Genomic DNA, 22,289 nt, shown 5'->3' on the forward strand with positions numbered 1-22,289 from the left:
AAACGCAGCGCAAACGAAAGGGCAGTTTTCTATAACGTAAGACTGCTTTTTCGTTTACGCCGCTATTGATTGTAGCCTAAAGAATTTACGAAAATCTCTTTTGAATCTTATACAACCATATCCCAGCGACAACAGCTATAAATAATATAAACACAAGTCTTCTGTTTTTCCTGTAAGCAGGAAAGAAGCCTTTTACCTCCATAGTCTCACCTCCCCTCAAAATGTTCCCATTCTTACGAATGAAAGAAATACTCTTGCTATCAGACAGAATAGAAGAAGAACTAACCTGACAAGTCCCAAGAACAGCTTTAATGCTCCAAGAACAATTTTCAGCATCCACTTGAGTATCTGTAAAACAGCGGTTCCTAAGAAAAGATTGCAGACACCAGATACAACAGCATAAACACATCCGTTTTCTTCCACGTCCGTTTCGTTGTCCGTTCTCCCCGGATTCTCTGCCACAGCACAGCCAGCACCACAAAAGCCCCCAGCACCAGCGTAGTATTCCGGAAAAACAAATATTTTGCATTTCCGATCATCACCAGCTTGTTCTGCATATACAGCGGTAAACCGGCAAAAAGAATCATCAGATACCCATAAACCAGCATACTCACGGTCTCTTTTGTATTTTGTTCCTGTTTCTTCATAACTTACATTATCCTTCAGACTGAAAAACAAGGCACCCCTCATTGACTGAAGAGTGCCTTATATTTCCCGGTTATTTCATTTCCTTACGGTTACTTATTTGCCGTAACGCATCTGCAGGTACAGAGGACCATACCATTCGATAGCATTGTCTTCTGCCTTACCGGCAGGGATGGTTACCGTATACTCGTTGCCTTCGAAGGTGTACTCCAACTCCAGAGCTACCGTCTGCTTCTTGTACAGAGCCTGCATGATATCGTTGGGCAGAGCATTGATGTTCTTGTCTCTGCTGATCTTAACGGTAGCACCGTCCTTGGCATTAGCGATCTCGCTTGCCACATTGTCACGATATCTTCCAAATGCGTTGTCAGTACCTTCTGCTGTTGCGGTATTATTAGCTTCTGCAATAGCAAAAGTAGAGAAGTGATTTACAGTAAAGGTCAAAGTGTTTGCGGAAGCATTGTAAATAGGCTTGATTTCTTCCAGTCCACCATTTACAAAGTGGAAAATCACTGCCTTATTACCATCTACACCTGCAGGAGTCTCAATGGTAACTGCTACGGGAATAGGCAGAGATTCAACTGAATAAGTACCAGCCTTCAGGCTGATTTCTACATATACGGGAGTAGAAGTTACTGCGTATGTAGAAGAAGTAATCTCAGGTGTAGCCGCCGGTGCTTCTACACTCAGTGTTGTGTCAGGAGCAACAAATGCTGCACCAACAATGCCTACAGCCTTTACAGCGCCGGAGTTAGCAAGAGTAGTATCCTTAATTCCCTTTGCCTTTTTGTATGCTGCTTCGATGGCTGCAACATCATTAACAGTATCCTGTCCTGCATTCATTGCTTCCTTCAGATCCTGAGAACCGATCTTTATCAAAGCAACTGCCGCATTATCTGCAGATGCCGCATCAGTAATCTTGGATGCATCAATAGCATCTACCGCATTCTTTACCTCTTCTACCGGTTTGGTGCTCGGTGCAACCACCGTATTATTCTCACTTGCTACAGATACGGTAGACAGTGCACTGCTGCCGTAAGGAACTGCAAATACTGCAAATGCAATGGCTGCGGCAATGATTAATTTCTTTTTCATTATCCCATTCCTCCTAAGTATAATGTTATGGATTTTGTTTTTACCGTTATTTAGTTTACCCCCCCCGCTATATTGTCAATACTATTTCTTCCTATTTTTCCTTTTTTTCTCATTTTCCATGTGCAAAAAAAGCATGCCCTTCCGCCCCCCTAAAAACGGGCATCACAGACATGCTTTTTCTGCTTTTTATTCATTTTTCTTATTGGAGTGCTCTTTCAGTTCTTCCAGAGCTTCCTTGAACTTCTCGGAACTCATGGTCGGATTGGAACGGATCATGTCACGCTGGAAGAAATCTCTTAAGCTGCTGACATTCTCTCTGTCTGCCACGCTTCTGGTGTACTTCTGCCGCAACTCGGCTACCTCGTTCTTCACGCTCTCCAAATACTGATTGGGAGATTTCTGTGCGGAAGTGCGGAAGCTCTCCAGCTTGCCCTCAATGTTGGACTTCAGGTCCTCCACTCTGGTGGTAATACTTGCAGTAAAGTCTTCCTTCTTCTGTGCCAGGCTATCACTGAAGCCTTCCCTGCGGTTCTCCAGATCTTCACTGGTCACAGCAATAATGACATCCAGCCGTTTCTGGATCCGCAGCATATCTTCTTTTGCCTTCTCCATCTTCTCCAGTACATCCCGCAGATCCAGGGCTGCCTTGAAGGATAATGCGAAATCCGCACCGATCAGCGCCGTCAGCACCAGTGTCACAGGAGTGAGGATGCTGTCCGGAATGGACAATACCAGATGTTCAATGGGCTTATGGATAAACTCCGTCATCAGGATCGTCAGACCACCCCATGCCAGCGAGGCCCCCAGGCAGATATGTCCCTGGAAATTGAATTTATTCTTGGAATAGTCCCAATATCTGACTTTAAATAACGCCTCCATAGTCACGCCTGTGACATACTCCAGCACCGTAGCCCCGATACATCCGGCAATATAGACTAACACCAGATTGTCCTGAAACGGCATGGACACCACCAGCATCATGATGGCTCCACTTCCATACAGCGGCAGAAACGGTCCGCGGCAGAAACCACGGTTGACCAGCTTCCTGCTTTTCAGGGATACATAGGTGGATTCAAAACACCAGCCGAAAAAGCAATAAAAATAAAAGAAAAATAGCCATTGGATCGCAGTATAATGATACACTGTTTAACCTCCTTCACGTCTTCGTTTTTTCCTTACGAGCAAGGCAACTGTCATCTCATGACCGAACCGCTACGGATATACCTCAGCCTCTATGGCAAGCTTCCCCTTCCTCGTGGCATGGGGTTCTCCACTTATGCGGAATTTACCGTAGCCTCTGGCATTTACCACATCCCCCGCCTCCAGGGGCTTGGAATTATTTTCACACAGCCTGCCGTTCACATATACCTTTCCCGCCCGGAACAACTCCAGGCAGTCGCTTCTGGATTTATTATATACCTTGGAAATGACAGCATCAACACGTGGACTTGCCACCTGAATGACCTGACGCACCGGTTCTTCCTGCGGTACTTCTGCCGCCGCATCCACCACCTCACACTTCACATGGGTATGACGGATCTGTTCCAGATTGTCACAGATGAATTCCGCGATGGTATCCAGACAGAACAAAAATGCTTCGCCCTCCCCCGGCAGAATATCACCGATGGTGCTCCGTTCAATGCCAAGGTTCATCAGCGCCCCCAGATAATCCCTGTGGGACAGCTTGTCTGCAAATTTTGCCGACAGAGGCCGGATCCGGATACAGCAGATGGGAAAAGGCTGTTCATAGCCCAGCTCCGCCTCACTGCCGAAGCGAAGGAGCTTCCGCTCTGCCTCTTCCCTGCCGCCGTATAAGGTGATCCCTGCGAACTTCACTTCCCGTTCCACCTGCCACAGGGCATCCTGCTCCGCCAGTCCTAAGAATCCGGTAAATGTGTACTGGTTCTGGTTGTAGGATTTGTCTGCCAGTTCACGGATCCGGTTTTTCAGCTGTTGTATTTCTTTTTCATTTTCCACGGACATTCCCGTACATCCTTCCTGCTGTTCTCACTTTGCTTTTGCAAATATTACACTGTACACATTATCCCAGTGCCACATCCAACATCATCATCAACGCAAAACCAATCGCAAAGGCAATGGTTCCCAGGTTGGAATGCTCTCCCTCACTGGCTTCCGGAATCAGTTCCTCCACGACCACATAGATCATGGCTCCGGCTGCAAAAGCCAGCATATAGGGTAAAATAGGTGTCACAATGCTTGCCAGTGCAATGGCCAGGATTGCTCCCACCGGTTCCACTGCTCCCGACAATACGCCTAAGGCAAAGGACTTTCCTCTCTTATTTCCTTCACTCCGAAGAGGCAGGGAAATAATGGCTCCCTCCGGGAAATTCTGAATGGCGATACCGATGGCCAGCGTCAGGGCTCCCGCCATCGTAACAGTTCCGTCCCCGTTTAACACTCCGGCGAAAATAGCACCACACGCCGCACCTTCGGGAAAATTGTGAATGGTCACCGCCAGCATCAGCATGGCTGTGCGGTTCAGACTGCTCTTATGGCCTTCCGGTGCATCGCTTCCCACATGCAGATGGGGTACCATGCTATCGATGAACAACAAAAAAACAATACCGATCAGGAATCCGATCACTGCGGGAAGAAATGCAAGCTTCCCCATCTCTTCGCACATATCCATGGCCGGTATCAGCAAAGACCACACCGAAGCTGCCACCATGACACCGGCAGCGAATCCGGTAAATATTCTCTGAATATTGCCGCCAATCTGTTTTTTCAGGAAAAACACGCAGGCTGCCCCTGCAGTCGTTCCCAGAAACGGAATCAGAAGACCGGCTACAATGCTTAAATTCATGAAACACTCTCCTTTCTTTCATTATTCTATGTAACTCGCAGCAAGATGGTATCTTGTCTGCCTTTTCAAATCATTTTTACTAAAATCCCGCCAGATCGTTGCCCAGGACGGCATACATCAGGAAATTCACACCACACACCAGATGGTAGCAGAATACCGCGATCTCGCCCACGACGAAGATCACCTTCCAGCTCTTCCACCACTCCCTGATATTCCGCACCATGACGATCAACGTCATCAGGAAGACAAAGAACATGCCGTGCATATAGCCCCAGGAAAAGTTGGCATGCATCATGCGGAATCCTTTTTCATAGAAGATCAGGAACATTACTGTACCCATAAGATAATTCAGCCATGCAAACCAGTAATATCTGTTGGACTTTATATTTTTAAAATCAAATACCAGATTCAGGAAAAGTACGCCGATGGGCAATGCCATTCCCATGATAATACTTAAAGGAATGCTTTTGGAATAATTGCTCCATACTTTGGCAAAGCCGATGGCGATGCCTGTCTCCTCTCCCATGGCATTCGTCCCGGTGAAAATTCCGGAAAACTGGTACAGCAGGGCAATTCCCGTGGGGATCATGGTCACACACAGACAGAAGGCATTGCGAAAACTTTTTCCTCTGCTTACGATCAGCTGGATCAGGAGGATCAGACCGATCAGAGGCACCACTACCATCGTATAGCTTGGTTTGGTCATGGTGGTCAGCAGAAGGCTGACTGCGAAGAGAACGCAGTTCTTCCACTGAAAATCCTTCTCATATTCTGACAGCACCTTCACCGTCTCAAAAAAGCAGATAATCGCAAAAGGTCTGGTGGCCAGATAAGTGGCATTCCAGAAAGGATTCGGCGTATAAATCCCCATACAGCGATACGCATAATCAAAGCCGAAAAAAGCTGTATTCTTGGGAGAATACAGGTTAGAAAGCAAAAATAGCGAAAAGACAAGCAGGGTCACAAGAATGTCCGTCATAGCCTGTCTTCCCTGAGTTAAGTCATCATAATGACTTACTTTCCGGATCTCCCGGTTCATATAATATTTTGTGATCACCACCGCTGCCAGATTGAACAGCGCGGTGGTGATGGCCATGGCCGCTTTCGCTCCGATCAGCCAGGCGGAAAGTCTGGCTGTCCAGAACAGGATCGGATAGGGAAACTCATAATTTCCCGCAATACCTGCCACCTTATTCACATAGTCCGGCATATCCGACTGAAAGCCCGGCACCTGATAGCACTCCATCCAAAACAGATATAACATAACCCCGGTATACAAAAACAGCAGGAAAAGAAATGTCACTTTTCCTGCCATTGTCTCCCGCAGGCCGCTCTTTATGGGATTCTTTTTCATAGAGCCGATCCTTTCTAGTTGAAACTGATCACGGGATCTTTGGGAGCCTTTGCCTTCTCCACACTGATGGCATGGAGTACAGGGCCCTCTCCCTTATAGTCTGCGAAGTATTCTCTGGCAACCTTCGCTGTCACTTTAACCCATTCCTTCTGCTTCAGGTCTTTCGTGCCTGCAAACTCACAGGCATAGCCCAGAAATGCCATATCTTCCGCACAGCAGGTCATTGCCATGCGTCCCGGTACGAAATAGCCATCGGGATATTCCTCGGGCTTCAGTACCATGGCCAGAAACTGGATATTTTTGCCTTCATAGCGCTCCAGATGATCCATGGAATCCAGATACCAGATGCCATAGCCCTGGTTGTCCAGTACGATAGGATCCTGATTCAGATCGTAGGGCAGATCCTCCTCGAAGATCTCATCGATCTCACCGTTGGAATCCTCGAAGATCACATCTGCGGAAGGATTCACCGCTTTGATGTTGCGCTTGTATACATTCAGATCCTTGATACCGTCGCAACGGTTGAAAATGATCATCTCGGACTTACGGATCATCTCTGCCAGCAGAGACTTCATATTTGTGTAGTACATAGGGAAGGTGGAGCCGTCAATGGTCGTGATCTGCTGCTCTACTTTCCAGTACCAGGGAAGCGTCATGTTCTTGCAATTCCACATACCGTTATACTCGATGATGATACGGGCGGGCTTGTACTGCTTCTCCAGCTCGATCAGATGATTCGGAGTAAACTCCTCTTCCTCTTCGATCAATACGACATCCGTACGACTCTTTTTTAATAAAGCGGGATCGTATTCATTCTCGCCCTCTTCACAGAGGATGAGCAGTGTCTTTCCTTTGATCTGGAAATACGGCTGTCCCAGTGTAAATGTGATAAATTCTGTCTTACCGCTCTCCAGAAAACCATTTATGATATAGACTGGTTTCGTCATAATTCATACCTTTCTCTTTCTTATCCTGCTGCCTGTAAAATCCGTTCCGGCAATTTATTTACGGAACAGTTCTGCCAGCTTGTCCTCGTCCAGTTTGGAACCGATGACACAGATCTTACCGGTAACTTCCGGCTTACCGCTTCTGATGTCATGCTCTTCGGGAACATAATCATAATATACCCAGGTTCCGTCGGGAGCGGGTACCATACCCTTGGCACGCAGGATTGCACCGTACTCTCCGCTGTCCAGAGCAGTAAGGATCTTCTCGATGTCCTCTGCGCTGTAGGTGTTGGGTGTCTCGATACCCCAACTGGTGAATACTTCGTCTGCGTGATGGTGATGATGGTGGTGGTCATGATCATGATCGTGGCAGCCGCAGGTGCAGTTCTCGTCATGCTCATGATGATGCTCATGGTCATGGTCTTCATCATGGTCATGATGATGGTGATGCTCATGCTCGTCTTCATCATCGTCGTCATCGTGGTGATGTCCACAGCAGCACTCATGGTCGTGGTCATCCTCGTCATGGTCGTGATGGTGATGATGCTCGTGGTCACAGCACTCATCCTCATCGTGATCGTCATGGATATGCTCCAGCATTTCCTTCATCATATCTTCCAGCTTGTCAGCGCCTTCGATGGTCTTCAGTACTTCCCTGCCATCCAGCTGATCAAGAGGAGTGGTGATAATGGTAGCCTTGTCGTTATGCTCACGAATCATCTCCACGCAGGCATTCAGCTTTGCCTGATCCACTTTGTCGGTTCTGCTTAAGATAATGGTTCCGGCGTACTCGATCTGGTTGCTGAAGAATTCGCCGAAGTTCTTCATATACATCTTGCACTTGGATGCATCTACTACTGCTACCGCACTGTTGATCTCCACATCCAGATCTCCTGCCACGTTCTCCACAGCCTTCAGGACATCGGACAGCTTGCCGACACCGGAGGGCTCGATCAGAATACGCTCGGGAGCATAAGTGCTGATAACTTCCTTCAGGGAAGTACCGAAATCACCTACCAGAGAGCAGCAGATACAGCCGGAGTTCATCTCTTTGATCTCGATACCGGCCTCTTTTAAGAAACCGCCGTCGATACCGATCTCACCAAACTCATTCTCGATCAGAACGGTCTTGCTGCCGTCCAGAGCTTCTTTTAACAGCTTCTTGATCAGGGTGGTCTTACCGGCACCCAGGAATCCGGATACTACATCTATTTTCGTCATTGTTTTTTCCTCCAATCTGAGTCTAAGACCCATCCTTTTTATTTTCTATCATATTTACAGTATTGTCAATAAAACGATTATTAAATTTTTATCAACTAAGCCATAATGTTCGTCAGACACTGTGCGGATGCTCGCATACGCAGCTGTGCTACGGTCTCTCCGTCTCGATCATGCTGTAAGGCACCACGGCCACTTTTCCCTCTTCATCACCGCCACACAGGATTCCTACGAACACACCGTCCTCCGTAAAGGCTCCGCCTCCTGACATTCCGGGAGCGATCAGTCCCTGCAGCAGAAGCATATACTGGTCAAAATCCTCCACATAGATCCAGGGATCCACCACGAAAGCATAGACCGGCAGCCCACTCTCCCCTCCGTACATCCATACATCGTCATATTCCTTCAGTGCATCGAATACTTCCCGATCCGTCTGCACCGGCAGACAGACCTTCCATGCTTCCTCTGACAGTTCCGCCTTGTCCACCCACAGGAAAGCCAGATCGCAGCTGTCCACTGTCTCCACGCCGGTGGCAGCCACCTGTGTTCCGTCCGGAAATGTCACCCGGGCCTCTCCGGTATCGTCCGCCAGTACGTGCCCTGCCGTTGCGATCAGAATCCTGTTTTCCTCTTCATCATAGATCACACCGCTGCCCTGCCGCTCTCCCGTCTGAATTCCCACCAGGGATTTCATTACCTTAAAATCATTCTCCGTCAGTTTCTGCTCTGTCTGCACCGGCAGTTCCACAAATTCCATTCCTGCGTCAGCCTGTCCCATGCCACTGTTTTCTTCCGAAACCTTCTGGCCTGCGGTCTCCGTGGAGACATTTTCCTCACTCCCACCGTTTTCCCCGCAGCCGGCGAAAAGTAACAGGCAGCTCAGTATCATAGTGATCCCTTTTATCCGCATTCTCTCTTTTTTCTCCATGACTTCTCCATAGTTTCTCCGTGAAACATGCTCTGCATTGCAGTCGCTTATAACAGAAAACGGACCGCATCCGCAGTCCGCATTTTTCTCAAAAGGTGTAAGCAAAAAATAAGCCGAGTTCTGTATATGACGATCATCTATCTAGTACGACTGTCACCAGCCGCATCAAGCGACCTACCTGAAAGCAGACCGGGCCGGTCTATAGCTCTCTGTTTGGTCTTGCTTCGGATGGGGTTTACATGGCTCCGTCTGTTACCAGCCGGACGGTAGTCTCTTACACTGCCTTTCCACCCTTACCGGCCAAAAGCCGGCGGTATATCTCTGTTGCACTAGCCTTGGAGTCACCTCCACCAGACGTTATCTGGCATCCTGCCCTGTGAAGCCCGGACTTTCCTCACCTGCATAAAGCAGCCGCGATCATCTATCTTACTTACACCTGTTCGATTATATCTTTTTCTTCCGGAAAAAGCAATATTTTTCTGCCAGACGTATGATTTCCCCATATCCCAGCGCTGCCAGCGGGAACATCATCATGTAATAGGCATACATATACCTGGCCTTTGCTTCCCAGAAAATACTGAACAAAAAGCCCCCGATCACAGCCACTGCCAACAGATGCTGTGTGATCTCACTGTCTTTTCGGACACAGAAGATAAAGTAAAACAGACACCCCAGATAGATAATGAACTGTAAACGATCTGCCATCCTCACCACACTGTCAAACAGATCTCCACTCAGCCGGTCTTCCAGTGCCGCCAGTTTCTCATGGTACACATCCCCGTGGTTAAAGTTGAAATACAGTGACTGATAGGTCGGGACATTCCACTGGGACAGAAGTTTTCCCTGATAAAAACCTCTCAGATACCCCGGCTGTGCTTTCATGGCCTGCATGCGCTCCTGCATCATCTCCCGGTAGATCTGATCGCTCTGCTCTGTATTACAGTCCGTTGCATAATATTGTGCCCAGCAATCGCTGTAATACCAGCCGTACCGGCCACCGATCTCTTCCATTCCCAGATACAGGTAAGCCGATGTGGGCAATCCCCGGGAATGCTCCATTCCGGATCTCATCTCATACATTTTATAGATTCCCTGATAGCACAAGAGTGGCAGTGCCAACGCCAGCACCAGTGAAATCAACAGGCGTCTGTCCCATTTTGAGAATATCCGTACCGCGCCGACCATGCAATATGCCACCACCAGGACCAGTGTGTTCTTACGCAGCAGAGTTCCCAGTGTAAGAGCTGTCACAATGCCCACCAGTGATCCCGTTTTTCCATATTTGATATATCGGACCAGCATCCATGCGGAAAACAGGGAACAGAATACCCAGGGAATCTCTCCGTAGACCCAGCTGGTATAAAAGACAGATGCCATACAGCTGCCCGCAAGCAGTGTCCCCATGGCCACCACCGCAAGTCTGCCGGAAACTTCCTTCAGAATGCCGTAAATGCAATAGATACCCGCCACGTTCAGAAGTACGAACACTATCTGGATCACATGATAATCCGCCTCTCCAAGAATCCGGAACAGCATCTCTTCCATGGCCGCCGGTCCCAGCTGATGAGCATACAGACCGCAATAATGATCCGGAGCCAGCGTCCCATAGTCACCCTGTATAAAATCTATGGCCGCACCAATAACCGATGCCTGATCTGCACTCGGCACTCTGTCTACCGCCAGAACCCAGCACAATCCTGCGATTCCCTGCCAAAGCATGCCGAGCGTTACGGCAATTCTTTTACACCAGATGACGATTTTGTCACCGGCCTTTTTTTCCACTGCCGTCAGAACTGCATACAATAGCAATATCAGCGCTGCTGCCGCCAGATTCCATATTACGGAATCCGGAATCTCCACCAGAACTTCATGACCTGCCACCGGAAGCATATACTGCAGGGTACGCATGGCATACCATACAAGGAACAGAAGGATCAGGCTGCCCATGATCCGGATCACCCAGTTTGCTGTCTGCTTTACTATCGATTTTATCTTTGGTAAACGACTCTCCACAGGTATTCTCCTTTTCTTACTGTAGAGTAAACTATTCAGCACCATGCATGTAAACTATTCAGCACCACATTCGCAAAATCGCCTCTCCGAGGCTTCCTTTTTGCTCATGTGGTTACTTCGTCGCATCAATTCTGCCGCACAGTCTTACGAATGCAAGCATTCGACGCCTGTCAGCAGAATTGCGCTACTCTGAATAGTTTACACGTTGAAGCAGCTTCCACCCACAAATTCTCTGCACAGAGAATTATTGGGAAGGCTTTCACTGGTCACACCCAGGAAATACTCCAGGAACTTAAGCAGTCTCTTGGCTTCGTAATATTCCGGTTCTCCCTTATCGATCTGGAACAATAACGGCTCTGCGAACTGCTTTAACACTGCCAGTTCATAGATCAGGACGGAATTAAACATGGCATCCGCATCCTCCTGGAACGGAAAAATATTCTGTTCCTCTCCCCGGCGCACGGAAGCCCACATATCGATGGTGCGTCTCGCATCCGCACCTCTGGTCCTCGCATCTCTGACCATACGGCGGAGAAGTCTTCCGTCCGTAGTCGGGATCCGGTTATGCTCATCAATATTGATATTGGTCAATGCACTGATATAGATCTTGTATTTACTCTCCTCGGGAAGTGCATAAGATGTCTTCTCATTCAGACCGTGGATACCTTCGATCACCAGAATATCATCCGGTCCCAGTTGTTTGAAATTGCCCTTATATTCCCGCTTTCCGGTCTTGAAGTTAAAGGAAGGCAGTTCCACACGTTCACCGGCTAACAATCTGCACATGTCGTCATTGAACTGCTTTACATCAATCGCTTCCAGACATTCGAAATTGTAATCACCGTTCTCATCCCTTGGCGTGAATTCTCTGTTCACGAAATAGTCATCCAGTGCAATGGGATGCGGTGTTTTCCCCAGGGTCTTCAACTGAATGGATAATCTGTGGGAAAAACTGGTCTTGCCGGAAGAAGAGGGTCCGGCGATCATGACAAATTTCACGCCGCCCCTGTCTACGATGCTCTTGGCAATCTCGCCGATCTTACGCTCCTGCTGCGCTTCCTGTACCAGGATCAGTTCACTCAGCGACCCACGGCAGATCTGATCATTCAGATCACCTACGGTCTCAATACCGATCTCCTTTCCCCATTCCTCAGATTCTTTCAACGTCCGGAATAACAGCTTTCTCTCTTGAAACGGCTTAACATGTGTAGGATCTTTTTTATCCGGCAACAGCAGCATAAATCCATCCTCATACGCTATGACATCGAACCACTTTACATAGCCGGCATTGGGCAGCATATAGCCGTAATAATAATCGTAATAACCGTCCATTTCATAAATATTTACGAAAGAGCCTCTGCGGTAACGGAACAGCTTTTCCTTATCCTTCATCCCCTCTTTCCGAAACAGTTCCATGGCATTATCCAGGGAATAGGATCTCTTCAGAAAAGGTGTCTTTGCCTCCACCAGCTCCCGCATCCGGTTACGGATCTTTGCAGCATTTTCTTCCGTCGCATTGATCTTCTCTTTTGGAGAGATGTAGGAGCCGTTGCCGATGGCAAATTCCACACGACAGCTCTGGGCCGCCTCTCTGCCGTAGACATCAAATACCGCTTTCAAAAACAGCATTGTGGCAGAACGCACATAAGTCTTGTTGCCCACATCATCCTTCAAGGTAAAAAAGGTAACCTCGCAATCCCTTGTCAGTTTCTTGAACAATTCTCTGATCTTGCCGTCTCTGGCTGCCAGTGCGATCAGATTCTCATACTCCTGCTGATAATCGTTGGCCACATCCTCGTAAGTGGCTCCCTGAGGATATTGTCTCTCTTCCCCGTTTATCTTCACTGTGATCATTTTTTTCACCCTGTCCTTCTGTAATCTGCTTTTACAGGTCTTATTGCCTAAATACAATCCGCTTCCTTGCCATTATCATACCAATCCAGTGCACGGGTAATCAGGGTGATCTCGTCTGCGATCTCCTGTCTGCGGCATATGGTTCTGGGATTGTCCGCATCTGCCTTTTGCTCCATGCGTCCCACGATCTGCTTTCGCTCGGTCAGCATCCATTCCAGATACTCCCGAAGTATCCGGTCTCTGCGGGATAAAAGCAGCGGGCCGAACTTTTCCGCCAGTCCGGGATCCAGACCTTCCGTCTTCCAGGAGTCCCCGACCTTCTGCCGTACCGCATCGTCCGTCATCGCACCCAGCCAGCGCACCTTCATCATAAAATAATATTTTCCTTCTTCGTAGATGATATTCTCATCCAGCAGAAGATATCCCTCATCCATCAGGAATGTCCGAAAATGCGGGATCTCCGACTGTGGCTGCAGGATCAGCTCTGCAAATCCCTGTGCCTGTTCTCTTCCTTCGGTAAGAATCTTCTCCATGAGAGGTCCGCCCATGCCGGCACAGATCATCCCGTTCGCCTCTCCGGTCTTCAGGCCGTGCAGACCGTCGGAAAGTCTGGTCTCTATCCTGTCCTGCAGACCATATTCCCGGATATGCTCTCTGGCACGCTCCAGGGGTCCTGACCGCACATCCATGGCGATCACCCGTGGGGAGAGCCCCCTCTGCACGAGATAGACCGATACAAAACCATGGTCACACCCCACATCTGTTATCACAGTGCCGGGAGTGACCATGTCTGTTAAAGCCTGCATTCGATTGGATAATATAACTTCCGCCATTAATCCAGATAATCCTTCAGCTTGCGGCTGCGGCTGGGATGACGCAGTTTGCGCAATGCCTTTGCTTCAATCTGACGGATACGTTCACGGGTAACGTTGAATTCCTTACCTACTTCCTCCAGAGTACGGGCCCGTCCGTCATCCAGACCGAAACGGAGTCTCAGTACTTTCTGTTCTCTCTCTGTCAGAGTACCCAGCACTTCCACCAGCTGTTCCTTCAGCAGGGTAAATGCTGCAGCATCGGAAGGAACCGGTACATTATCATCCTGAATGAAGTCGCCTAAATGGCTGTCTTCCTCTTCACCGATAGGAGTCTCCAGGGATACGGGCTCCTGGCTGATCTTTAAGATCTCACGCACTCTGTCTACCGGCATGTTCATCTCTTCCGCGATCTCTTCGGGGGTCGGTTCTCTTCCCAGCTCCTGCAGCAGCTGTCTGCTCACGCGGATCAGTTTGTTGATGGTCTCTACCATATGCACCGGGATACGGATGGTTCTCGCCTGATCGGCGATCGCTCTGGTGATGGCCTGACGGATCCACCAGGTCGCATAGGTGGAGAACTTATATCCTTTACGATAATCGAATTTCTCTACAGCTTTGATCAGACCCAGGTTACCTTCCTGGATCAGGTCTAAGAACAGCATTCCACGGCCTACATATCTCTTGGCAATACTGACTACCAGACGTAAGTTGGCCTCTGCCAGACGCTTTTTCGCTTCCTGGTCGCCCTCTTCCATTCTCTGGGCCAGTTCGATCTCTTCCTCAGCACTTAACAGGGGCACCTTGCCGATCTCCTTTAAGTACATACGGACAGGATCCTCAATGCTGACGCCTTCCGGTACGGACAGGTCGATGTTCTCCACATCCACTTCGTCCTCATCGGTCAGAATGATCTCTTCGTCATCCACATCATCGTCATCGGTAATACGCAGCACATCTACGTTGTTCTGGTCCAGATACTCCAGAACCTTCTCCATCTGTTCCTCTTCCAGAGGCATGTCCGCAAAGAAGTCACTGATTTCCTGATACTCCAGCACATTCTTTTTCTTTTTCGCCATATTCAGGAGCTCTTTTATCTTCTCCGCAAATTTTGCCTGTGTGTTTTCATCCATTTTCGTGGTTCCATCCTTTCATTGCCATTATTTATAGCCATATTTCGTATTTTTTATAACTGTCCCGAGCCGCAAACCCTATTATTCCAGAGAAATGCGGGCTCTTTGTAATTCTTCCAGTGCTTTTTTGCCTTCCACCGCTTTTTTGACCGCGTTGACATCTGTACCCAGCTGCGCCATATAGTACTGGTAGCTGTTGCGTTTGACTGACACCAGTATGTCATGGAAAGCTCTTTCTCTCTCCTGCTTCGTGGACAATTCGGGAAGCGTTGTATGGAACAGCTCCGCTGCCTGCCTCTGCTCCTCTTCATCCTCAAACATGCTGATGATCCCCGCCGGCTGAAACTGTCCGTTGTCCAGCTCTGCAAACATCTTCTCCGCCACCTTGCGATACAATTCCTCCGTGAAATCCTCCAGAGAAATGTACTTACGTACAATCGTATACAGAGAAGGATCATCTCCGATCCAGGTGATCAGCAGTCTCTGGGACTTCCGTCCGCTCTCCGAAGGATCGCTCTTATTCTGTACTCCGCTGCGGGGACGGGGAATCGGTCTGGCGATTCCCGTCTGGGAAGCATATCCTATGACCATTTTGCGCAGATCATCGGGCCGGATCATATATTTTTCGGCAATGGCCTGCAAATAATTCTCCCGCTCCAGATCTTCCGAAAATTCGCATAGTTTCTGTGCGATCTCCCGGTGGAACTTCGTCCGCTGTTCCGGATCGCTCTGATCGTATTGTTCACTCAGGATACGGATCTCGAAGTAGAAACTGTTCTCCGCCTGATCGATTCTCTCCTGAAAAGCCTCTTTCCCCAGATTCTTGATAAATTCATCCGGGTCCTTATAAGGACGCATATTGATGACTTTACCGGTAAGCCCGGCCTCCCTGAGAATACCGATGCCCCGGAGTGCCGCCTTGGTTCCGGCACCGTCGCTGTCGTAGGCCAGCAGGATGTTTTCCGCATAACGGTGTAAAAGGTTAGCCTGTTCCACCGTAAATGCCGTTCCCAGGGATGCCACCGCCTGGGTAAATCCCGCCTGATGCATGGCTATGACATCCATGTAGCCCTCGCACAGGATAATATTGCCCGTCCGGGCAGTCCTTGCGAAATTCAGCCCATAAAGATTCCTTCTCTTATCGAAGATCATGGTCTCCGGTGAATTCAGGTATTTCGGTTCCCCGTCTCCCATGACTCTGCCGCCGAAGCCGATGACCCGGTGGTTGATATCCTGTATGGGGAACATGACACGATTCCAGAACTGGCTTCGCAGTCCCCGCTGTTCAGAAAACATTGCCAGTCCGGAGTCTTTGATCTCTTCGTCCGTAAAGCCCTTTTTCCGCAGGTACTGTACCACCTGCTCGCCGTTTTTCCCGGCATAACCCAGTCCGAAATGATGCATGGTCTCATCGGTCAGCTTCCGCCCCGTCAGATACCGCATTCCCACTTCGCCACGGGGGTCCCGCAGCATATAATAAAAATATTTTGCCGCTTCCTTATTGACTTCCAGCAGCCGCATACGTTTGCCGGCTTTTTTCTTCTGTTCCGGTGTCTCCTCCACTTCGGGAAGCTTTACCCCGGCGCGGTCCGCCAGGATCTTAATGGCCTCCGGGAAGGTATCGTTTTCATATTTCATAAGAAACGTATATACATTTCCGCTGGCATGGCATCCGAAGCAATAATACATCTGTTTGTTCGAAGACACCGAAAAGGAAGGTGTTTTTTCGTTATGAAAAGGACAGCAGCCCCAATAGTTGCTTCCCTTTTTTTTCAATGAGACATAGCCCGATATCACATCCACGATGTCATTTCTGGCTCTGACTTCTTCTACCAGTTCTTCGGGATAATACACGTTTTTAACTCCTATTTTATCTTGTACCTATCTCTGCCAGGATTTCGGTATGTAAATATCCTCGTATACCGCTATGGCAAACCGATCCGTCATCGCTCCCACATAGTCGCAGACGACCTTCTCTCTCGGTTCTCCCACGGAAAGAAGATTGAGATATTCTTCCGGCAGATCATCCAGATGCTTCAGGAAATGCTGGTACAATGTCTCCATCAGCATCTCTGCTTTCCCCTCTTCGCTCTTCGCTACCGGGTTCTTGTAAACTCTCTCAAACATGAACTGTCGTATCTTCGTCATGGCTTCCGCCACCGGCTCCGACATCAGGATGTCTCCCTTGTCCATGCTGTTGGTCACGATGTCATGAATGAAATGATCCAGTCTCTCGGTGGGACTGCTGCCGATCACCTCACAGATGTCCTTCGGCACATCCGCTTCCGTGAGGATTCCTCCGCGGATGGCGTCATCCATATCGTGATGAATATAGGCAATTTTATCGGAAAGTCTGACGATCTTGCCCTCCAGGGTGTGGGGCTTTCCAATGGTCTGGTGGTTTCTTATACCGTCTCGCACCTCGTAGGTCAGATTCAGCCCCTTGCCATCCTTCTCCAGAATGTCCACGGTGCGGACGCTCTGTTCGGCATGTTCGAAGCCAAAAGGGCATACTCTGTTCAGCGCACGCTCTCCGGCATGTCCGAAAGGCGTGTGTCCCAGATCGTGTCCCAGCGCAATGGCTTCCACCAGATCCTCGTTCAGCTTTAATGCCTTGGCTATGGTTCTGGCCGTCTGGGATACCTCCAGCGTATGTGTCAGTCTGGTACGGTAATGGTCACCCTCAGGTGTCAGAAATACCTGGGTCTTATCCTTTAGCCTTCGAAAGGCCTTGCAATGGATAATACGGTCTCTGTCTCTCTGAAACACCGGCCGGATATCACATTGTTCTTCCGGTCGCAGACGTCCTTTGGAGTTCACACTCAAGGATGCGTACGGACTTAAATAATCCTTTTCCCACTGTTCCAAGTTTTCTCTGATCGTCATAGTTCCTCCTGCCCCTACTTCTAATATTCTGTGCCTGTCTTAAAAATCCTTTTCTTTCTTTTGAAAAAAATAGTCATTTTTTCTGATTTAAATTATCTGCACACAGAATAGATGAATTCCGCATTCTTATCCATGGCCTCACTGGCCTTTTTGAAGGGTGACATCTGAAAAACATGCCACATTCCGGGGAATCGGTCGATATGGGCAGCGACCCCGGCTTTGATCAGATTTTTATATAACCGCAGGGAATCGTCCAACAGGATTTCATTCTCTCCCACCTGAATATAGACGGGCGGGAAACCATGAAAGTTTCCAAACAGCGGAGAAATATAAGGATCCGTCAGATCTCTGTCCGGGGCATAGGCCCTGGTCATACGGTCGATGTACTCTTTATCCAGTACCGGATCCAGTTCCGCCTTGGTCTGGAAAGTCTTGCCCTCGCCGGTAAGATCCGTCCAGGGAGACATCAGCACGATTCCTCTGGGAAGCAAGCGCTCCTGCTCTTTTAATTTCAACACCAGTGAAAGCGCCAGATTACCTCCAGCCGAATCTCCGGTAATGATCACATCTCTTGCTCCGTAGCCCAAAAGCATCAGATAGTTCCAGGCTTTCATGGCATCCTCCGCAGCTGCCGGATACGGATGCTCCGGTGCCAGTCTGTAATCAAAGCACAGCACATCCATGGAAGTACCCGCCGCCAGCTTCGATGTCAGGGTTCTGGCATAGATACTGCTGCCGGTGGAATATCCGCCTCCGTGGCAATGCAGGATCACGTACTTTTTCATATGAGCCCGGTTCACGCTGACCCACTCCGCATCCATGCCATCGATGTCCACGGGACGGTACTGGATCTCTTTACTGTTGCCGAGCAGCTCGCCAATGTGATCCTGGGATTGTCTGTGCTTCTCCAGATCCGGATTCTCCACAAGACCATGGGCCCTGCGGATGAGCTGCATCAGATTCTGGTTGTTCTTCTCACTGTTTTTTCCTACCAGTGCCATAAGTTCCTCCTGTTCACCAAGTTTTCTCGTAACTATTCAGCGCCTCATTCGCAAAATCGCATCTCCGATGCTTTCCTGAACAACAAGTTCACTTGTTGTTTGCTCATCTGAGGCTGCTTCGCCAATATTTCATGGCTCTGAATAGTGATCAAAAGTGCAATCTTCTGCGCACTGCATTGCGCAGTCTCCTCCGGGATAAAAGGGTGGCGATGGTGATATCGACGATCACGCAGATCGTCAGCACGATAGCCGACCATCCCAGTGCGATCTCCTGTCTCAGGAACCGGTCGATCAGAAGTTCCAGTCCAACGCACAAAACAGCGATTCCCGAGATCAGGTACAGGGCTCCTGTCAGGAAGGACATGGGGAGCTTGCGGATACAGAACGTCACCGCTTCCACCACTGCCGTCACCAGCAATACGATCGGCAGTCCCAGTCCATAGAACCAGCTGTTATGTCCCGTCAGATAAGTCAGCAGATATAGATACACGATCACTGCCACTCCATCCAGCAGGATCGACAGATAAATGGGCTGTCTCGTATAAATAACCACAGGGATCATAATAACCCACAATACCAGGACTACGCCAATCACCGCCAGAGACCACAGACTGCTGCGGAACACAAAAGCGTTTAACAGCCCACAGGTCACCGCCGTAGCCAGTACAATAACCGTCAACAGTACTCCCAGATCTTTTCTTTTTACCACTTCCACCTGTCCCTTTTCCTTTGGAAAAGGGGATGGCTGCTTCTCCGGTTCCGGTGCCTTGGGATTATACACCGGTGTGTCGCACAGAGGGCACTTCTTTGCCGAAGCATCCAGTTCCACACCACAGTTCACACAATATGACATAAGCATTTCCTTTCTAACCGGAGTATCTACCGGTTACTCTCGATCTTCACATGAATACCGTCCTGTACCAGCTTGCGGAAAAACAGTCGTTCCACATCCGTTTCCGCAATACTGCTGGCAAAATTGATGGTCAGAATATCTTCAAAGCTGGCAATGGCACAGTTGGTTCTCGTAGAGAACGGCTGTCCCATATAGATATCAAAACGTTCGATATAGGGCTTCATGGTCTCCGGCACTTTCAAAGCTCCCATGTTGGTCAGTCCCGCCGAAGAGTTTTTGTCCTGGATCTTCGTATAGAACTGGCGGACCACCAGATCCTTGATAAACAGCGGTACCACACGGATAAACGGGTTTCTCTGGGTCTCTGCGTTGGTGGTGATATCGCCCCGCAACAGCTTTTCATTCAGATAATACCGCATGTAATTGTGCACCTGGGTCACGATCTCTTCAAAAGTGTATTCTCCCAGTCTTGGGTCAATCCCCGGATAGATCATGGTGATAAAATTCCGCAGAGTCTTCGATGGGAAAAAGCGCCGCAGATTCACCGGCATGGCAATCTTTACCGGACGTAATTTTAAATGCCACTCACTCTCCTGCTTCTGCATCAGTGCATAGAGCAGAACCGCATTGAGATATTCCGTAATGGTGGCATTATAGCTTTTTGCCACCTTCATGACCTCTGCCACCGACATAATACCGTCTATGATGTTCAGGGTATAAAAGGGCTCCTTGGTTCCCCGGACACGGTAAGTCTTCTCCCCCGGTCTGGGCGGGCACACCTTGGCATTGGCATATTTCATGTAGGCATCTTCCAGTTCTACCGGATCCGGTGTCTCTAAAATATCCAGCACAAAACCGCCGTTTTCGATCTCCGTATGCCCCTTCAGGCGCAGATAAGTGGCCGTCAGAGTCTGCAATACGCACATGCCTCCGGTACCGTCTCCCAGACTGTGATGAGCCTCCAGGGCGATCCGGTTCCGGTAATAATAGATTCTTACCAGATACCGGTTATTGGCCTTGAAATACATGGGCTGACAGGGATTTTTCACGTCCTCCTGCACAAATGGGCCGGGGCGGTCATTGGGCTCCAGGTATCTCCAGAAGACACCCTTGCGGATAGCCGCCTTATACGTCGGAAAACGAGGCATTGTCAGATTCACCGCCCGCTGCAGCATCTCGGGATCGATCTCCTCCTTTAAAAGAACGGACAAACGATAAACGGAAGAAAAATCTCTTCTCTGTAAGGTCGGGTATACGATGGCCGACAGATCCAGTTTGTACCAGTCCTTGTGTACTTTCGATGCCCTGTCTGTCTTCGTTTTGTCTCTTCTATTAATTGCCACGGTTTTCACCCCTTTCTCGGTTTTGTATTATATTTTTCAGAAACGACAAAGGCGGCAACCTTTCGGTCACCGCCATGTGATGCAGAAAGAGGGACTTGAACCCTCATGGTATCACTACCACACGGACCTGAACCGTGCGCGTCTGCCAATTCCGCCATTTCTGCGAACAAGATATATCTTACAGTATTTAATTAAAAATGTCAACACTTTTTTCAAATTACCTTAAGTTACTTGAAAAAGTGATGCAGAAAGAGGGACTTGAACCCTCATGGTATCACTACCACACGGACCTGAACCGTGCGCGTCTGCCAATTCCGCCATTTCTGCGAACAAATGTATATTACAACAACCGGCTCCAAATGTCAACACTATTTTTCGAATTATTTAAACTGTATGCAAAATAATTACGATTTCTGCGTTCTTCGGCCTTGTAACTATTCAGACCCCATTCGCAAAATCGCCTCTACGAGGCTTCCTTTTTGCTCATGAGGTTACTTCGCCATGTAAAACTGCTTATCTGCCTGAATGCAAGCATTCGCAGAACACAGTTTTGCATGGCTCTGAATAGTTACCAATTATTTTACATTTACATGTAGGAACTGAACAGATTGCCTGCATTGTAAGTGCCGGTATATCCTGCTGTTCCGGTGTACAGACTGCTTCTGGTGGAAGCATGGTCTGCTGCAAAATTGATCATGGAACTCTGTGCAGATACACGATAACCATAGGAACCGTTCCCCTGGAACAGGTTCTTCACAGTATTCATATCCGCTTTCATAAAGGTATCCTTGTCCAGAGACAGGGTGCCGTCATTTTTCATAGTGATACCGATCTTCGCCAGCTGCTTACTGTTGGCAATGGTAGTATTCCCCAGAGATTCCGTGCGGTTGTTCACTGTGGTATCGCTCACATCATCCACAGCAGCCATCACGCTGTTGTAATTCTTCACAAAGCTGTTCACCGCATTGTAGATGGCACTGGTATCATAGCCCTTGGTCGTGGTCTCTATACCATTCTCATCCTTGGTGGTGATATCCTTTTGTGCGAACAGATCATTTTTACCGGTAGCCAGTAATGTATCTGCGGATTCCTTCAAAGCATCAGTGGTGGTCTCTACCTTGGCCAGTGCTTTCTTCGCGGTCTCCGTCGTGGTGTCTTTCTTCGTTATGTCGGAAGCTGCGGTTTTGGATGCGTTGTTCTCCTTGCCGTAATAAGCCTTCATCAGCTTGGCATAGCTGCCGTTCTTAATACTTGCATAATCTGCCAGCCAGTTGCCGCTTAGCGCATTGGATGCAGAGGAACTCAGTCCGGAAAACAGAAATGAATAATTGGTCTTTGCCTGAATATTAATACTCATCACAGTCACCTCCGTGTCAACTGTTT

Annotated in this window: 19 protein-coding genes, 2 tRNA genes and 1 other RNA gene; all 22 read right to left on the reverse strand. The window is 48.8% G+C overall.

What is annotated here, in order from left to right; all coding sequences use genetic code 11:
- Positions 1-365: 365 nt before the first annotated feature.
- Positions 366-647 (reverse strand): hypothetical protein, encoded by a 282-nt coding sequence (locus OCV96_RS07965; RefSeq protein ID WP_262594290.1) that lies wholly within the window; start codon positions 645-647, stop codon positions 366-368.
- 94 nt (positions 648-741) lie between these two features.
- Positions 742-1,740 carry a hypothetical protein gene (locus tag OCV96_RS07970; protein WP_262594153.1) on the reverse strand — a complete coding sequence of 333 codons (999 nt, stop codon included), beginning with the start codon at positions 1,738-1,740 and terminating at the stop codon, positions 742-744.
- A 186-nt stretch (positions 1,741-1,926) separates the two neighbouring features.
- The gene (locus OCV96_RS07975) at positions 1,927-2,883 is read right to left on the reverse strand and encodes a putative ABC transporter permease (protein ID WP_227062952.1); all 957 of its coding nucleotides are present in this window, start codon (positions 2,881-2,883) and stop codon (positions 1,927-1,929) included.
- A 69-nt stretch (positions 2,884-2,952) separates the two neighbouring features.
- Positions 2,953-3,723: a YlmH/Sll1252 family protein gene (locus OCV96_RS07980; protein ID WP_227062953.1), complete on the reverse strand. Its 771-nt coding sequence runs from the start codon at positions 3,721-3,723 to the stop codon at positions 2,953-2,955.
- A 58-nt stretch (positions 3,724-3,781) separates the two neighbouring features.
- The gene (locus OCV96_RS07985) at positions 3,782-4,564 is read right to left on the reverse strand and encodes a ZIP family metal transporter (RefSeq protein WP_022312844.1); all 783 of its coding nucleotides are present in this window, start codon (positions 4,562-4,564) and stop codon (positions 3,782-3,784) included.
- A 79-nt stretch (positions 4,565-4,643) separates the two neighbouring features.
- Positions 4,644-5,918, reverse strand: a complete 1,275-nt coding sequence (locus tag OCV96_RS07990) for a hypothetical protein (protein WP_227062956.1) — start codon at positions 5,916-5,918, stop codon at positions 4,644-4,646.
- A 14-nt stretch (positions 5,919-5,932) separates the two neighbouring features.
- Entirely contained in the window at positions 5,933-6,865 is a 933-nt protein-coding gene (locus OCV96_RS07995) for a TIGR03943 family putative permease subunit (RefSeq protein WP_022312842.1), read from the reverse strand.
- A gap of 54 nt (positions 6,866-6,919) precedes the next feature.
- Positions 6,920-8,086, reverse strand: coding sequence for a CobW family GTP-binding protein (locus OCV96_RS08000; RefSeq protein ID WP_022312841.1), 1,167 nt, complete (start codon positions 8,084-8,086; stop codon positions 6,920-6,922).
- A gap of 148 nt (positions 8,087-8,234) precedes the next feature.
- Positions 8,235-9,011 carry a S1 family peptidase gene (locus tag OCV96_RS08005; protein WP_148708616.1) on the reverse strand — a complete coding sequence of 259 codons (777 nt, stop codon included), beginning with the start codon at positions 9,009-9,011 and terminating at the stop codon, positions 8,235-8,237.
- Positions 9,012-9,105: 94 nt separating this feature from the next.
- Positions 9,106-9,444: RNase P RNA component class A (gene rnpB / locus OCV96_RS08010), an RNA gene on the reverse strand.
- 11 nt (positions 9,445-9,455) lie between these two features.
- Complete coding sequence (locus OCV96_RS08015; RefSeq protein WP_262594156.1) at positions 9,456-11,024, reverse strand: glycosyltransferase family 39 protein; 1,569 nt, start codon at positions 11,022-11,024, stop codon at positions 9,456-9,458.
- Between the two features lie 198 nt (positions 11,025-11,222).
- Positions 11,223-12,878, reverse strand: a complete 1,656-nt coding sequence (locus OCV96_RS08020; protein WP_022313273.1) for a nucleoside kinase — start codon at positions 12,876-12,878, stop codon at positions 11,223-11,225.
- A 47-nt stretch (positions 12,879-12,925) separates the two neighbouring features.
- On the reverse strand, positions 12,926-13,711 hold the full coding sequence (locus tag OCV96_RS08025; RefSeq protein WP_262594157.1) for a tRNA (adenine(22)-N(1))-methyltransferase: 786 nt from the start codon (positions 13,709-13,711) through the stop codon (positions 12,926-12,928).
- Positions 13,711-14,823 carry an RNA polymerase sigma factor RpoD gene (gene rpoD / locus OCV96_RS08030; protein ID WP_022313271.1) on the reverse strand — a complete coding sequence of 371 codons (1,113 nt, stop codon included), beginning with the start codon at positions 14,821-14,823 and terminating at the stop codon, positions 13,711-13,713. Before rpoD ends, OCV96_RS08025 begins: the two co-directional genes overlap by 1 nt.
- Before the next feature lie 81 nt (positions 14,824-14,904).
- A complete protein-coding gene (gene dnaG / locus OCV96_RS08035; protein WP_118504767.1) occupies positions 14,905-16,677 on the reverse strand; it encodes a DNA primase in 1,773 nt (590 codons plus the stop codon).
- 27 nt (positions 16,678-16,704) lie between these two features.
- Entirely contained in the window at positions 16,705-17,709 is a 1,005-nt protein-coding gene (locus OCV96_RS08040) for a deoxyguanosinetriphosphate triphosphohydrolase (protein ID WP_022313269.1), read from the reverse strand.
- Positions 17,710-17,801: 92 nt separating this feature from the next.
- On the reverse strand, positions 17,802-18,710 hold the full coding sequence (locus OCV96_RS08045; protein ID WP_262594161.1) for an alpha/beta hydrolase: 909 nt from the start codon (positions 18,708-18,710) through the stop codon (positions 17,802-17,804).
- A gap of 148 nt (positions 18,711-18,858) precedes the next feature.
- Positions 18,859-19,563 carry a DUF6320 domain-containing protein gene (locus OCV96_RS08050; RefSeq protein WP_118504765.1) on the reverse strand — a complete coding sequence of 235 codons (705 nt, stop codon included), beginning with the start codon at positions 19,561-19,563 and terminating at the stop codon, positions 18,859-18,861.
- 26 nt (positions 19,564-19,589) lie between these two features.
- Positions 19,590-20,906 (reverse strand): alcohol acetyltransferase, encoded by a 1,317-nt coding sequence (locus OCV96_RS08055; RefSeq protein ID WP_262594162.1) that lies wholly within the window; start codon positions 20,904-20,906, stop codon positions 19,590-19,592.
- An 80-nt stretch (positions 20,907-20,986) separates the two neighbouring features.
- A tRNA-Leu gene (locus OCV96_RS08060) sits at positions 20,987-21,070 on the reverse strand.
- 79 nt (positions 21,071-21,149) lie between these two features.
- Positions 21,150-21,233, reverse strand: a tRNA-Leu gene (locus OCV96_RS08065).
- A 259-nt stretch (positions 21,234-21,492) separates the two neighbouring features.
- The gene (locus OCV96_RS08070; protein WP_262594163.1) at positions 21,493-22,263 is read right to left on the reverse strand and encodes a flagellar filament capping protein FliD; all 771 of its coding nucleotides are present in this window, start codon (positions 22,261-22,263) and stop codon (positions 21,493-21,495) included.
- Between the last annotated feature and the right edge of the window lie 26 nt (positions 22,264-22,289).

The sequence above is a fragment of the Waltera acetigignens genome (assembly GCF_025567015.1).
GTDB classification, from domain to species: Bacteria; Bacillota; Clostridia; order Lachnospirales; family Lachnospiraceae; genus Acetatifactor; species Acetatifactor acetigignens.